General features: G+C 53.3%; 12 protein-coding genes. 6 read left to right on the plus strand and 6 right to left on the minus strand.

The annotated features are described in order from the left end of the window. Positions 1–342: 342 nt before the first annotated feature. The 6 genes from E7745_RS00465 to E7745_RS00490 all read right to left on the minus strand — a co-directional run bounded on the left by E7745_RS00465 (position 343) and on the right by E7745_RS00490 (position 5,551). Positions 343–780: a GtrA family protein gene (locus tag E7745_RS00465; protein ID WP_168181931.1), complete on the minus strand. Its 438-nt coding sequence runs from the start codon at positions 778–780 to the stop codon at positions 343–345. Beyond that, positions 777–1,397: a trimeric intracellular cation channel family protein gene (locus tag E7745_RS00470; RefSeq protein WP_107031628.1), complete on the minus strand. Its 621-nt coding sequence runs from the start codon at positions 1,395–1,397 to the stop codon at positions 777–779. The genes E7745_RS00465 and E7745_RS00470 overlap by 4 nt, the downstream gene beginning before the upstream one ends. Next, positions 1,390–2,028 carry an endonuclease III gene (nth, locus tag E7745_RS00475; RefSeq protein ID WP_136408071.1) on the minus strand — a complete coding sequence of 213 codons (639 nt, stop codon included), beginning with the start codon at positions 2,026–2,028 and terminating at the stop codon, positions 1,390–1,392. The genes E7745_RS00470 and nth overlap by 8 nt, the downstream gene beginning before the upstream one ends. A 54-nt stretch (positions 2,029–2,082) precedes the next feature. Then, positions 2,083–3,102: a phenylalanine--tRNA ligase subunit alpha gene (gene pheS / locus E7745_RS00480; protein WP_123398248.1), complete on the minus strand. Its 1,020-nt coding sequence runs from the start codon at positions 3,100–3,102 to the stop codon at positions 2,083–2,085. A 70-nt stretch (positions 3,103–3,172) separates the two neighbouring features. Next, entirely contained in the window at positions 3,173–4,045 is an 873-nt protein-coding gene (gene lgt / locus E7745_RS00485; RefSeq protein ID WP_136408072.1) for a prolipoprotein diacylglyceryl transferase, read from the minus strand. A 99-nt stretch (positions 4,046–4,144) separates the two neighbouring features. Then, the gene (locus tag E7745_RS00490; protein WP_136408073.1) at positions 4,145–5,551 is read right to left on the minus strand and encodes a chloride channel protein; all 1,407 of its coding nucleotides are present in this window, start codon (positions 5,549–5,551) and stop codon (positions 4,145–4,147) included. A 296-nt stretch (positions 5,552–5,847) separates the two neighbouring features. Between E7745_RS00490 and E7745_RS14970 the strand changes: the two genes are divergently transcribed. From E7745_RS14970 to E7745_RS00515, 6 genes are read left to right on the plus strand one after another with little or no spacing between them, the layout of a single operon-like run. Then, the gene (locus E7745_RS14970) at positions 5,848–6,660 is read left to right on the plus strand and encodes a carboxypeptidase-like regulatory domain-containing protein (RefSeq protein WP_240740344.1); all 813 of its coding nucleotides are present in this window, start codon (positions 5,848–5,850) and stop codon (positions 6,658–6,660) included. Next, the gene (locus tag E7745_RS00495) at positions 6,657–8,882 is read left to right on the plus strand and encodes a TonB-dependent receptor (protein WP_240740345.1); all 2,226 of its coding nucleotides are present in this window, start codon (positions 6,657–6,659) and stop codon (positions 8,880–8,882) included. Before E7745_RS14970 ends, E7745_RS00495 begins: the two co-directional genes overlap by 4 nt. A gap of 18 nt (positions 8,883–8,900) precedes the next feature. Next, entirely contained in the window at positions 8,901–10,355 is a 1,455-nt protein-coding gene (locus E7745_RS00500; RefSeq protein WP_124075882.1) for a RagB/SusD family nutrient uptake outer membrane protein, read from the plus strand. A gap of 35 nt (positions 10,356–10,390) precedes the next feature. Then, positions 10,391–11,164: a DUF4843 domain-containing protein gene (locus E7745_RS00505; RefSeq protein WP_107031635.1), complete on the plus strand. Its 774-nt coding sequence runs from the start codon at positions 10,391–10,393 to the stop codon at positions 11,162–11,164. A 35-nt stretch (positions 11,165–11,199) separates the two neighbouring features. Continuing rightward, the gene (locus E7745_RS00510) at positions 11,200–12,777 is read left to right on the plus strand and encodes a hypothetical protein (RefSeq protein ID WP_123398253.1); all 1,578 of its coding nucleotides are present in this window, start codon (positions 11,200–11,202) and stop codon (positions 12,775–12,777) included. A 5-nt stretch (positions 12,778–12,782) separates the two neighbouring features. After that, entirely contained in the window at positions 12,783–14,120 is a 1,338-nt protein-coding gene (locus E7745_RS00515) for a TlpA disulfide reductase family protein (RefSeq protein WP_123398254.1), read from the plus strand. Positions 14,121–14,222 lie beyond the last annotated feature (102 nt).

The following is a 14,222-nucleotide window of genomic DNA, read 5'->3' on the forward strand; positions in this document are numbered from 1 at the left end:
CCTGCCGGACACCACATGCCGGGAGGATCGCAAACCCGTGACACCTTCGCGCTTTGCGCTCCGGTGTCACGGGCTACGAGTAAATCGATGTCCTGACGGACATCACCATCCGGTCTCAACACGCGCAACATGCCCCATACAGATTGCAGCCAGCAGTCAAGCCCGACAAGACGTATCCCGGACCATGCCCCGAACAGATCTGCGGCCTGCGGGTGTCCGCAAGACGGGTGCTTGATGGGATCGTAGCTTACCTATATCATAAAAAACAGCAATTGCTTGTAAGACAATTGCTATTCTATTTTTTGACATCCATTGCAGAGCCGGAAGCGGATTATGCAGAAATCAGCGGTGGAAGGTGACGAGGCGGTTGTAGAGGTAGTTGCAGATGGTGTAGGCACCCATGCCAATGAGGGTAGCCAGGCCGTAGGGACTCATCACAAAACCACCCGGAAGCTGCCACTCGGCCTCGCCCATCATCCGTGTCAAAGCCCACGTCAGCGCGAACTGCACGGCATAACACAGACCGAAGCCTATCAGGAAGCGCAGGGCCTCACCGTGGAAACGCCGGCTGTGCGAATGGAAGACCCAGAGTTTGTTCCAAAGAAAAGAATTGATCATTCCGGCCACGTAGCCGCAGGCATTTGCCACCCACGGATTGATGCCTAGGCCAGATTTCAGCCCTATGATCACTATGAGAGTGAGGGCGGTGTTGCCGCCTCCGACAAGCAGATATTTGCCGAACTGAGCGGCATCGGTCCGATGCAGATGCGGAGTCTTCATCTGGTGCGTTCCTTCATTTCGGGCAGATGCCATCCGTAACGCAGTGCACCCCAGCGCAACACGAGGATGGCCAGAACGCACAGCGACTGCTGAAGCCATACCGGACCGCCGAACACAGCCGTCATCCAGTAGAGCGCGCCACCTGCCAGGCAGGCTGTGGCATAAATGTCTTTGCGAAAAAAGAGAGGTTCCTCGTTGAGAAGCACGTCGCGCAGAATACTGCCGAACGAACCGGTGATCATGCCCATTATTATCGCCACCCACATCGGATAGCCTATGGCGAGGGTCTTCTCAATGCCGGTGATCACGAAAAGCGTAAGCCCGACGGCATCAAACATGAAAAGCGATTTGGAATCTGAAGTGAGCACCTTTGTAAAGGCAAGCACAATCAGAAACGAAACGCCCGTAACAGCGAGATAGAGCCATGTCTGCATCCAGAACACAGGGATGTCCAGAAGCACATCGCGCACCGTACCGCCACCTATGGCGGTGATCACGCCGAGCGTATAGGCGCCGAACCAGTCGAAATGCTTTTTTGCGGCAAGACGGACACCGCTGACTCCGAAAGCCAGCGTGCCGAGAATCTCTATTATAAATAAGAATGTCGACTCAACCATTTTTTGAATAAAAACGACAGACTGATGTCAGAAAACAGTTAAGACAGTCCGGACGACGTGCTTTGCAGACGTAGCGTCCGTGAAGTATAAGCCAATGATGGGCCTTCGGTATCAGTTCCTCAGGGATATATTTCACAAGAGCCTTTTCGGTGGCAAGCGGAGTCTTGCTGCCGGTGGTCAGGCCTATGCGCTCGCTGACGCGGAACACGTGGGTGTCAACCGCCATTGTCGGGCGGTCGAAAATCACCGAGAGGATCACATTGGCGGTCTTTCGCCCTACTCCCGGAAGACTTGTTAGCGAGTCAAGATCCGAGGGCACCTCGCCGCCGAAATCTTCGACAAGCCGCCTGGCCATACCGCTGAGCGAACGGCTCTTGTTGTTTGGATAGGAGCAGGATCTGATGTATTCGAATATCTCTTCCTGTGTGGCCGCAGCCAGGGCCTGAGGTGTCGGATAGGCCTCGAAAAGCGCCGGGGTGATCAGGTTGACCCGCTTGTCGGTGCACTGAGCCGAAAGAATCACGGCCACAAGCAGCTGAAACGGGTTTTCATAATGCAACTCTGTCTCGGCGATAGGCATCGCCGAGGCAAAGAGTTCGAGCACTTTTGAATAGCGTTCCTTGACGGTCATCAGAGACTGTTTGGTTTTGGAAGTATGTCAGGAATATGTCTGAAAAACGTCTTCTCAGTGCGCAGCCTGGAACTGCTCAAGGAAGCGTACGTCATTTTCAGAGAACATGCGCAGGTCTTTGACCTGATATTTCAGGTTGGTGATTCGTTCGACACCCATGCCGAGGGCGAAGCCGGAGTAAACTTTGGAGTCTATGCCGCAGGCTTCAAGCACATTTGGATCGACCATGCCGCAGCCGAGAATCTCGACCCAGCCGGTGTGTTTGCAGAACGAGCAACCCTTTCCGCCACAGAGGTTGCAGGAGATGTCCATTTCGGCAGAGGGTTCAGTGAAAGGGAAGTAGCTCGGACGCAGGCGGATCTTGGTTTCAGGTCCGAACATTTCGCGGGCAAAGTAGAGCAGAGTCTGGCGCAGGTCGGCGAAAGAGACGTTTTTGTCAACGTAGAGAGCCTCCACCTGATGGAAGAAGCAGTGGGCGCGGGCCGAGATGGCTTCGTTGCGGTAGACACGTCCGGGACAGATGATGCGGATTGGCGGCTGGGTCTTTTCCATCACGCGGCTCTGCACGGATGAGGTGTGGGTGCGCAGGAGCACATCGGGGTTGCGCTGGATGAAGAAAGTGTCCTGCATGTCACGTGCGGGATGGTCTTCGGCAAAGTTGAGCGAAGAGAACACGTGCCAGTCATCTTCGATTTCCGGACCTTCGGCAATGGTGAAGCCGAGACGCGAGAAGATCGAGACGATTTCGTTGCGGACAAGCGAGAGCGGATGGCGGGTTCCGAGGGGCATCGGGGCCGCCGTGCGCGAGAGGTCGATGTCAGCGGCTGTATTGTCAGCGGTCTCAAGCGCCTCGCGGAGAGCGTTTAGGCGGTCAGTGGCAAGATTTTTGAGCTCGTTGAGTTTCTGTCCGAGCTCACGTTTCTGCTCAGCGGGCACGTTGCGGAAATCGGCCATGAGTTCCGACACGGCACCCTTTTTGCTGAGATACTTGATGCGGAGGGCTTCTACATCCTGGGGAGTCTTGGCTTCAAGAGCCTCGATTTCAGCCTTTAGCTGATTTATTTTGTCTATCATCGTGTATGATCGGTTTAGAATGCGTTTGATGGAGTGCAAATTTAGTGATTTTCCTCTTAACGGAGAGGTCTCAGCGACGTTTTTTTGCAGGCTGATCCCCATCGGCATCAGCAAAGCGGTTCGGGAAAGTCAGCTGTTGGCGGGGCCGCATCATGGCGTAGACAATCAGTCCGACGCCAAGGAGTATGAAGGGTATGCTGAGGAGCTGGCCCATGTTGAGCACCATTGTCTGCTCGAACTCGACCTGGGGATTCTTTATGAATTCTATGAGGAAGCGTGGCAGGAAGATGCCGATGAAGAAGACTCCGAAGATGAGTCCCGGACGCTCTTCGGCATTCTTTTTCCAGTACATCCACATCAGCAGGCCGAAGAGTGCGAAATAGCACAGAGCCTCGTAGATCTGCGTCGGGTGGCAGGCCTGACCGTAATAGAACTGGTGCCACTCGGCGGAGCGCACAAACATGAAGCCCCAAGGGAGGTCTGTGGAGTGGCCGAAAATTTCGGAGTTCATCAGGTTGCCCAGGCGTATGAGTCCTCCCACAAGCGCAATCGGTATCACCAGGCGGTCAAAGGCCCAGAGGGGGCTGCGCTTCGTTGTGAAGATGGAGTACATGATGATGCAGAGCACAATCCCGATGGTGCCGCCGTGGCTTGCAAGTCCGCCTTCCCAGACATAGAGAATGCTGATGGGGTCCTGCCTGTAGAGGTCCCACTGATAGAAGAACACATGGCCGAGGCGGGCGCCGATTATGGTGCCGGCTATGGTCCATAGCAGCAGGAGGCTGAGCCACTTTTCAGGCGCTCCCTCATGCTTGTAGATACGGGCTTCGATCTCGTAGCCGACGAGGAATCCGATCATGAAGGCCAGGCTGTACCAGCGGATTCCGAAGTTTCCGATATGAAACAGAAAGGGATCGGCATTCCAGACTATAAAATCCAACATTTGCAGAAGTTGTGATGAGGTGTGATTATTTTGTTAAATTCCTGCAAAATTACGCAGAATCGGGGTGTCGGCCAACCGCAATCGGCATTTTTACATTAATTAACCCTTGCGAAGATCTCTCAGCCTTGCCACCAGGCCGTTGTTGCGGTCGCTGTGGCGTGAGAAGAAGCTGTCAGCGGTGAATAGCCTGACTACTCCGAAAGAGACAGTGGCCGTAATCATCAGGGGCAGGAAGTAAGAATAGGCCGCTCCCATCTCGCATGTCAGAAAGATGGCCATCAAGGGCGCTCTGATGGCTCCGGCCATCACTCCGGCCATAGCAAAGTAGGCGAAGGAGGCCTCCGGCAGATGCAGGCCGAAGAGGCCGTTAAGCAACGAAGCGAAGAAGAATCCACCCATGCAGCCGGCAAAGAGCGTGGGCGCGAAGTCGCCGCTGACACCTCCGCCATTGTTTGTGGCTGATGTGGCGAAGCATTTCACAAGGAGAGCTCCGCCGGTAAAGAGCACCAGACTCCACTGTCCGCCACATCCGGCAAAAAGGCTGTCATTGAGAAGAGTGGAGAAGTCTCCGTTGATTACCTTCCCCACCGTCCCGTAGCCTTCGCCATAGAGGACCGGAAACAGAAACACGAGCAGCGCGAGAATGGCGCCTCCGGCCAGATTTCTGACCCACGGGCTTGAAATGCGATATAGGATTGTTCCGACGGATTTCATCACATGACTGTAATACAATGAATAAGCTCCGCAGAACAAGCCAAGACAAAGCACATAAGGAAGCAGCGAGGAATCAAAGCCTGCCCCCTGGGCAAAGGGAATATCGAGAGTGCAGCCCGACAGCATGTAGGCCGTCATGCCGGCTGTGATGCATGAGACCACGAGTACCAGCACCGAGACTGTGGACAGCGGCAGTCTCAGCACCTCAAGAGTGAACAGCACTCCTCCGAGCGGCGACTTAAAGATGCCTGCGATGCCCGCTCCGGCACCGCAGCCCACAATCACCATCATCATCCGCGGCGAAAAGCGCATGACGCGCCCAAGGTTACTTCCGATAGCGGCTCCGGCATAGGCGATAGGCCCTTCCGAGCCGGCCGAACCGCCGAATCCGAGGGTGATGGTGCTCGCAAGGATGGGAGTGACTGTCAGTGCGGCCCGCAGACGGTAGATTTTTTCAGACAGATTTTTCATCAGCTGCCTGACCCCGTGGGCCAGTTTCATGCGAATCACATAGCGGCAGAAGACACCTGTCAGCAGTATTCCGGCCAAAGGAATGATCAGCAGAACCCAGTTGGCCGACATGCTGTGCAACCCGGCCACCAGGAGTCCGGAGACTCCGGCCACCAGCCGTTTCAGCACAAAAGCTCCCGCTCCGGCAAGCAGACCTGTGACCGTGGCGACTATGAAGAGAAAAGCCGTGTCGGAAACATATCTGCGGCGCCACAGCAGAAAGCGCAGCAACCTCCGGTTGAATTTCCATCCGGAGCTATGTCGAAACTGGTGAAACGTCATATTTTGTAAACAAAATTCAAAGCGGCAAGGTTTTACCGGCACAAATAGTTAATATTTATTAATGCAAATTACACCGTCTACAAAGATAAACATCTAAGCGACAATGCAATAATACCCGCCACTACTAATTTTCACTTTAATTAAAATTTCAATAAACAAACTGACATTTTGCTACTTAATGATAAAATACATATCTTTGAGGTCTGTTAAAACAGATCAAATTTATCGCAAAGCGAGTAAAACAGTAACATTTTGATATAACGCCCAATCAGTTTTACACTTCTTAACAAAAAGCAATGAACTTAGTTAACCATTATCCCTCCGGATTAACTCGGATGATCGGGACTTTGGCTGTATGGCTTGTCTGTGTGCTTTTCGCTGCCGGAAGCGCGTCTGCACAGAACTCCGGGACAGTCAACGGCGTGGTCCTTGACGAAGCCGAGCACCTGCCGATGCCTGGAGTTACAGTCGCCGTCATGAAAGGCGGCAAGATAGTAACAGGCACTTCGACCAACCTTGACGGCGAATTCAGCCTCAGTGTTCCCTCCGGCGCCAAACTGCGCTTCTCTTATATCGGCTATGCTTCCCAGGAAGTGGCCCCAGTGTTCGGCAAGAGCATGGAAGTGGTCATGAAGGAAGAGTCTGAGATGATGGAAGAAGTAGTTGTCAACGGCTACTTCACCCGCAAGCGCAACACCTATACAGGTGCGGCCAAGAGCATTTCAGGCGATGAGCTTCTGAGCGTGTCGCCCACCAACATTCTCCAGGCCATCAGCACCCTTGACGCGGGTCTTAACATCACCCAGAACAATTCAATGGGCTCAAACCCCAACAACATCCCCGATCTTGTGATCCGCAGCACCACGTCGCTTGCCACCAACAACGAAGTGGGTCTGAACTCGCCGCTGATCGTCATTGACGGTGTGGAGAGCACGCTCCAGGCCCTCTATGACATGAATATCCAGGACATAGAGCGCGTGGACATCCTAAAAGACGCATCGGCCACAGCTCTCTACGGCGAGAACGCCGCCAACGGCGTGATCATCATCGAGCGCAAACGAGTGACCCAGGCCCCCGTGCGCGTCCGCTACACATTCACCCCCAGATGAGTTTCGCCGACCTCAGCAGCTATGATCTCTGCAACGCCGGCCAGAAGCTTGAGCTCGAACGCATAGCCGGCCTTTATGATGCAACCGACGGCTCGCTTGACCAGAGTTATTTCGACAAGCTGGCAATCATCAGCGGAGGCCGCGACATAGACTGGATATCCAAGCCTGTGCGCAACAGCTTCTCCCACACCCACTCTCTCTCGGTGTCGGGCCGCGGCTCAAGCCTCGACTACAACATCACGGCCGACTACCAGAGCATCAACGGCGTGATGAAAGACGACGGGCGCAACCGCTACGGAATGAACCTCTATCTGAGCTATCGCGTGCAGGACAAACTGATCGTGACTCTGCGCGCAGACCACACCAGCCTGCAGACCAACAATTCGAAATACGGATCGTTCTCTGACTATATCTCGGCCAATCCCTATGACTCGCCTTATGACGAACGGGGCAACCTTCTGAAACAGCTCTCCTACAGCAAGCGCAATCCTCTCTATGAGGCGTCGCTGAGCAGTTTCAGCAAGACGCAGACCAGAACTCAGAACGTGTCGCTCGACGTGCGCTACAATTTCAAGCCGAATCTCTACGTGACCGCCCAGGGCACTTACTCTACCTCGCGCGGCACAAGCGACGTGTTCGTGTCGCCGGAATCCAATTCATTTGCCAGCGCTCCGCTCGAACAGAAAGGCTCCTATCAGTTAGGCAACCTCGGCACTGACAACTGGAGCGGCAAGATTGTGGGTAACTGGATACACAATTTCGACAAGCAGGGCACCATGTTCACCCTCAACCTCGGCTGGGAGGTGAAACGCAACAAAACAACCAGCAGCTACCTCACCGGCAGCGGCTTCCTTTCAGACGATATGGACGATCTGTCATATGCCACCACCTATTCAACATCTCAGCTCCCCTATGGCGGAGAAGATCTATCGACAAGCATAGGCGGATTTGCGGCAGCCAACTTCATCTGGAAAAACCGCTACGTGGTTGACGGAAGCTACCGTCTGTCAGGCTCCTCGAAGTTCGGCGCCGACAAGCGCACAGCGCCGTTCTGGTCAGCAGGTCTCGGCTATAACCTCCACAACGAGAGCTTCATCCGCGATCTCGGATTCGTTGATCTCCTTCGCCTGCGCGGAAGCTACGGCTACACCGGCAGTGTCAAGTTCGACTCATATCAGGCTATCTCGACCTACTTCTATTCGGTCAACTATCTTCACTATGCGGGCGTAGGCGCCATTCCGATGGGCATGGCCAACCCCGACCTTACATGGCAGACAACCAAGAAGTTCAACGTGGGTCTGAATTCATCGCTCTTCGGCGACCGCGTGAACATCAACTTCGACTACTACCGCGAGACTACCGACGACATGCTCATCGATGTCAGCCTGCCGCCGTCATCAGGCGCAAACTCTGTCAAGAACAACTTCGGCAAGCAGCGCAGCAACGGTATAGAATTCTCTCTCTGGGGCAAGATCATCCAGACACGCGACTGGAGCTGGAACCTCTCGGTCAACGGCCTCCACTCCAAGACCACCATCCTGAACATCTCTGACGCGCTCAAGCGCAAGAACGAGAACAACTCGCAGGTCAACGACGAAGTGGCCCCCCGCCTGCAGTTCCGCGAAGGCGAATCGCCCACAGCCATCTATGCCGTGCGCTCCGCCGGTATCGACCCCGCCTCAGGCAAAGAAATCTTCATCAAGAAAGACGGCTCATATACCTATGAATATGACACAGCCGACCAGGTAGCCTGCGGTGACACCAACCCGACCCTCCAGGGAACATTCTCATCGCTGGTGACCTGGAAGAACCTCTCGATGAACCTCAACTTCTCCTATCGTTTCGGCGGCGACATGTACAACTCGACACGTATGGCCAAAGTAGAGAACGTGGACCCGCGCCAGAACGTGGACATCCGCGCGTTCACCGAACGCTGGAAGAAACCCGGCGACCGGGTGCCCTATCTCGCCATCTCGCAGAACGGCGGGTCGACATTCAACTATACCGACCGCTTCATCGAGAAAGACAACGAGCTCTGGCTGTCAAGCATCACCCTGCAATACAACGTGCCTCAGAACTGGATCACCCCCCTCGGTCTGCAGCGCCTCTATGTGAGCGCCGGAGCCGAAGACCTCTTCCGTCTGACCAGCGCCAAATATGAACGCGGCACCAACTACCCCTTCAGCCGCAGCGTGAACCTCTCGCTCAGTGTGACATTCTAACCCTCCACAGACACGACAATGAAAAAAATATATCTTACCTTACTTTCGGTCCTGACCCTCACCGCAAGCTCCTGCGATGATTTTCTGGACGTAAGGCCGAAAGGCGAACAGGTTGAGAACGACCAGTTCGAAACGGCCAAAGGCTTTGAAGATGCCATCTACGGAGTCTATGGCTACATGACCGAAAGCGCCCTCTACGGCATGGATATGGTATGGGGCGTGGCCGAAATACTTTCGCAGGACCTCAAATGCACCGACACATTCGGAACCGACCTCGGCAAATATGACTACAAGAGCAACGCCGTGACCCGCGGGCGCTTTCTTGCCATGTGGACCAAAGGCTATCAGGCTATCGGCTATGCCAACAACGCGCTGAAAAACCTTGACAAAAAATCGCCTGACGCATTCCCGCTCTATGACTTCTACAAAGCCGAACTGCTGGGTATCCGTGCCATGATCCACTTCGACCTGCTGCGCTTCTTCGCCCCGACTGATCCGGCCAAGCAGGGTATCCCCTACGTCAAGACGTTCAATTTCTCAGTGAAACCGTTTTCGACCGTAGGCGAATGCTATGACTTCATCATCGCCGATCTCACAGAGGCCGAAAGTCTGCTCAAGGAGAAGGAAGTGATGGTCTATCCGCGTGACAACGAGAATTATGACCGTTTCCTTAACTGGCGCGAGACACACCTCAATCTCTATGCAGTACAGGCACTGCTCGCCCGCGTCTACTGGTATATGGGCGACTACGGCAAGGCTGCCGAATATGCCGAAGCCGTCATAGGCAGCGGGCGTTTCCCGCTGGTAGATGTGACCGAGGTCCAGAACTACGTGGCAGGAGTGCTCTCTCCCAAAGAAACTATTTTCGGCCTCTACTCAACCAAATATCTGAGCACCGCCACAGATTATCTCTACTCCTACGAGACCAACAAGTCATACAATCCGTTTGACGACATCAGCGGAACCAACTATCTGCAGTCATGGTCGGCAGTCTATTCGGCCGACACCGAGTCGACAAGCCAGGACTACCGCAAGAATCAGTTCCGCCAGGGCAACGGTGTGGCCTACTGCCTCAAGATGGTCGACTATCTGACCATCGAGAACAGCAACGTGCAGGCCCGTCCAAACCTGATCACCGGCATCAGCCTTATCCACAGCGCCGAGATGTATCTCATCGCAGCCGATGCACTTCTGGAAAGCAACTATTCAAAGGCTCTGAAATATTTCAACGATGAAATCTCGTCGCGCGGCCTCACTCCGCTGCCCGACACAGAGACCCTCACTGCCGAGCGGATCTACAATGAATTCCACAAAGAACTTTTCTGCGAGGGCCAGCAATGGTTCAACATGAAGCGTCTTGGCCGTGACATCATCTCCAACGTAGAGAGCCGCGTCATTCCCGCAAGTGACAATATTTATGTGCTCCCCATCCCAGATGAAGAGTTTGAATATCGTCCCGATTACAAAAACTAACACCGTCCCCACAAAAAAACTCAGAAAAATCACATATGGAATTCAAGTCTATAAAAAACATCCTTCTGATCACAGGTCTGGCGACGGCCGCTTCAGCCTGTACGGAGGATGACTACAAACTCTATGATGTCTCTCAGAAAGACTCGGTCTTTTTCGAATACCGCGATTCGAAAAACGATCTGGCCGACGAGATCGAATATGCCTTCAACTTTGACATAGCCACAGTCCACACCATCGAGATCCCCGTCACGCTCATGGGCATGCCTAAGGACTATGACCGCACTATCAACATCGAGGTCATAGCTGACAAATCGACCATGACCGAAGGTGTGAACTACACTATCACCGACAACATCATCGCGGCAAACGCTGTAAGCGGCACCGTAAAGGTCAATCTGCTCCGCGACATCGATCCTGAGATACTGACATCGGCCAAAACGCTTGTGCTCACCATAGGCGAAAACGATGACCTGCGGTCAGTCGGAGAGAACTCCTTCACCATCACCTATTCCGACATCCGTCCGGAAGTACGGCCTGAATGGTGGTCAGTCTCAAGTACCTCCCCAATGCCGGAATATACGTTTGAAAACGCCCAGCTTTTCTTCCAGTATTTCTATGAGTACGCCCCGAAGGCCGACATCAATCTTTTCAACGAAATGATTGACAAGTATGGAGACTATTTCGTCGATGCCGCGTATGTGCAAGGCCCTCTGGCCATGTACAGCGCATTCATCAAGAATTATGTCTGCATTCCGCTCTACCGCGATCATCCTGAAATCGGCTGGCCATACTCTATCCCCGAATGGTAAAACAAGAGACCAAACAACAAAGCAAGTAAAGAATCATGATAAAAAAATCATATTTATTCCCCACCTTTGTCGCCATGCTGGCGGTGACAGCCACCTCATGTATCGACGACAGCTCATCCTACGGCGGGAATCCGCTTCCGGGGCTCTCGGTCACCGTGCCCGGCGACGAGGAGATGCCGGTCTACAGCTTCAACTACGGCGAGGACTGCGTCATCACGCCGGATATCCGCTATGACGGCACCGGCGAACTGAGCTATGAATGGAGCATCGGCACATTCAACAACCGCGTGAAAGGACCGATGGAATTTGTCACAAATGACAAGACGCTCAGATACTTCTTCCCGCAGGGAGGCAGCTACTACGCCCACCTCGTGGTCTCTGACGGAGAAGTAGGCCTCGTGCAGGACTATGAGATCAATATCAACCGCACATTCGAACAGGGCTACATGATTCTCTCCAACAATGCCGCCGGCGAAGGCAATCTCGTGTTTATCAAAGACCTGACACGCGAGGAGATCGAGGCCGGCCAGGAGCAGACAATCATGGAGAACTGTCTGCAGCGCGTCAACCCCAACCTCAGCAGCTCTTCGCTTATCGGAGCGCAGATCATCCAGTGGTATGCATGGGGCGGCAGCGGCCCGGTGCAGACAAGCAGACTCGCGGTTATGACCACTGAAGAGGGCCTCTATGTGGACCCCAACACCTTTGTCATCTCATCGACTATCAGATGCAACGACATTGTGCCCGGATTCAAAGGCAACCAGTTCTTCATGAGCGGAATCACTCCGGTGATAGTCGACAATGTCTCAAAGAAATATATCTCGCTGAACAGTCAGTATATGTTCGGTTTTGAAGACAGTCTCTACAAGGGTGAGGAGTTTGATCTGATCAAGAACAACACCTATCAGGTGGGGCTGAATCAGGTTTCAGACGTTTATTACGTCAATCTGTCACCTCTTGTGCTTTCAATCACAGCCCCATATTCGCCCACAAAATGGTCATCGTCAAACACGATTGATGAAACAGATGAGAACGGCTATCCGCTGTTCACCAATGAAGAACTGCTTGCTATCTTCAAGGGTGAAGGCATTTCCGGCTCTACCGGCACCACTTCATATCCGGCCACACTCATCACCCGCAACAAGACCACCGGACAGATCTACTCCACAGCTTTTGTGGGCATCGGAGACTACACAGACGGCCTCAGATTCTCATCGCGCAACGTAGTCACAGCCGACGCATCGACTGCACTGCCTGACCAGAATTCACAGATAGTATGCTCGAACACATACCGCCGCGGATTCTTCTCAAAAGGAAATCAGATTTTCGTGATGCTCAGAAACGAAAGCATCTATAACTTTCCGCCGGTCTCTCAGGCAGCCGTCACCTATCCTTCAAACGAAGAGATCACCTATATGACCATCAGCACCCAGAGCGGATCGGAATCTCTTATCGTGGCGACTGTTGACAACAATACCGGCCGCGGCAACCTCTATTTCTATAACGTGAGTGATATCCGCACCGACAACCCGAATCCTGCGCCTGTGGCCACATATCCCGATTGCGCCGACCGTATTTCATACATTACCTATAAACCCAGTATCTCTAATTAAGCATCATGAAATCAACTTATATCACCATCGCTCTGGCCATGTGCACCGCCATTCCTGCCGGAGCCGCAACTCTGGATCTGACCGTCGGCATGCCGGCTGAGGACCTCAGAATGTTCGTACGTCCTGTCAACGATACATCCAGAGAAGCACTTGTGGAACTGACCGCAGATGAAAGCCGCCGCAACGCCAAAGGCCAGGTCAATGTCAATCCTGACGGGCTTTACTATCTGTTTGTCTCAAACTCAAACGCCCAGTATTCACTTCCGTTCTATATTCCGGCTGATAAACCGGCATCAGAATTCTCCCTGATTCTTGACGGCACCACCACTGCCACCTCACTCTCTGACAATGTCAATTCGGCTCTTAACACCTACACCACCTCACAGACTCAGAATTCCAAAATACTTGGCGCAAAAGCTGAAAGCCTTAGTCCTGAACAGATCAGAAGCATGCTTACAGGCTGTATCACAGAAGCCGATTCGCTTATCGGTCTCGGCCATCTGCCTACCGCAGTGGCTGATTTCATGCGTATCCAGGCCTATATCGCAGCCTCTGACGCCTATCGCTTCGCCGACTATATGGCCATGCGGGCCAAACGCCAGCTCGGCTTCGGCTCAGCCGATATTCTGCCCGCCGCATCCACAGTGCTTGACACACCGATGGCTGCATCTTTCCCCACCGCACCGCAGATTATCATCGCCAGCCTGCCCCAAGGCACTCTGGAGGAACGCCTCGCGGCTCTTGACAACATATACAAAACTCCGGAGATCAAAGGCCGCATCAGAGAGCTACTTGTCAGCTCCTTTATCGATTCCTTTGACTATGCCAATGATTTTGCCAATGGTGAGGCCCGTCTGAAAGCCGTTGTCGAACAGTACTCGCTGCCACAGACCTATCTAACAATTTTCCGCGCACGCCTCGCCACAATACCCGGCACTCCTTTCCCTGCCGGAGTGACACTCGTAGACAACGAGGGAAACAAGGTTGATTTCAGTAAATTCAAAGGAAAATTCGTCTATGTAGACCTTTGGGCTTCATGGTGCGGACCGTGCTGCAAGGAGGTTCCGTATCTTCAGGAACTTGAAAAGGATTTCGAGAATTCAGACGTGGTTTTCGTCTCGATCTCAATCGACTCCGCCAAAGAACCCTGGCTCAAGAAGATGGGACAACTCAACATGCACGGCAACCAGCTCTGGAACAGTGACGGTGAGCTGCCCAAACAACTCAACATCCGTGGAATCCCACACTTCCTGATCTATGACCGCGAGGGCAAGCTTCTGGATTACGATGCACCGCGTCCGAGCTCAGAAAAGATCAAGGCCCTGCTTCAGTCACTGAAATAATCCGTACACACGGCTAACGTGTAGCCGATCATCGGCCACAAAAAAATCAGGGGATCACAAAAAATGCTATTTTTTGTGATCCCCTGATTTTTTGTATCTTTG

Source organism: Duncaniella sp. C9, from assembly GCF_004803935.1.
GTDB lineage: Bacteria > Bacteroidota > Bacteroidia > Bacteroidales > Muribaculaceae > Duncaniella > Duncaniella muris.

Coding starts and splice junctions, on each gene's coding strand:
- E7745_RS00465 (WP_168181931.1), bottom strand. CDS start 780: ATGAAGACTCCGCATCTGCATCGGACCGATGCCGCTCAGTTCGGCAAA.
- E7745_RS00470 (WP_107031628.1), bottom strand. CDS start 1,397: ATGGTTGAGTCGACATTCTTATTTATAATAGAGATTCTCGGCACGCTG.
- nth (WP_136408071.1), bottom strand. CDS start 2,028: ATGACCGTCAAGGAACGCTATTCAAAAGTGCTCGAACTCTTTGCCTCG.
- pheS (WP_123398248.1), bottom strand. CDS start 3,102: ATGATAGACAAAATAAATCAGCTAAAGGCTGAAATCGAGGCTCTTGAA.
- lgt (WP_136408072.1), bottom strand. CDS start 4,045: ATGTTGGATTTTATAGTCTGGAATGCCGATCCCTTTCTGTTTCATATC.
- E7745_RS00490 (WP_136408073.1), bottom strand. CDS start 5,551: ATGACGTTTCACCAGTTTCGACATAGCTCCGGATGGAAATTCAACCGG.
- E7745_RS14970 (WP_240740344.1), top strand. CDS start 5,848: ATGAACTTAGTTAACCATTATCCCTCCGGATTAACTCGGATGATCGGG.
- E7745_RS00495 (WP_240740345.1), top strand. CDS start 6,657: ATGAGTTTCGCCGACCTCAGCAGCTATGATCTCTGCAACGCCGGCCAG.
- E7745_RS00500 (WP_124075882.1), top strand. CDS start 8,901: ATGAAAAAAATATATCTTACCTTACTTTCGGTCCTGACCCTCACCGCA.
- E7745_RS00505 (WP_107031635.1), top strand. CDS start 10,391: ATGGAATTCAAGTCTATAAAAAACATCCTTCTGATCACAGGTCTGGCG.
- E7745_RS00510 (WP_123398253.1), top strand. CDS start 11,200: ATGATAAAAAAATCATATTTATTCCCCACCTTTGTCGCCATGCTGGCG.
- E7745_RS00515 (WP_123398254.1), top strand. CDS start 12,783: ATGAAATCAACTTATATCACCATCGCTCTGGCCATGTGCACCGCCATT.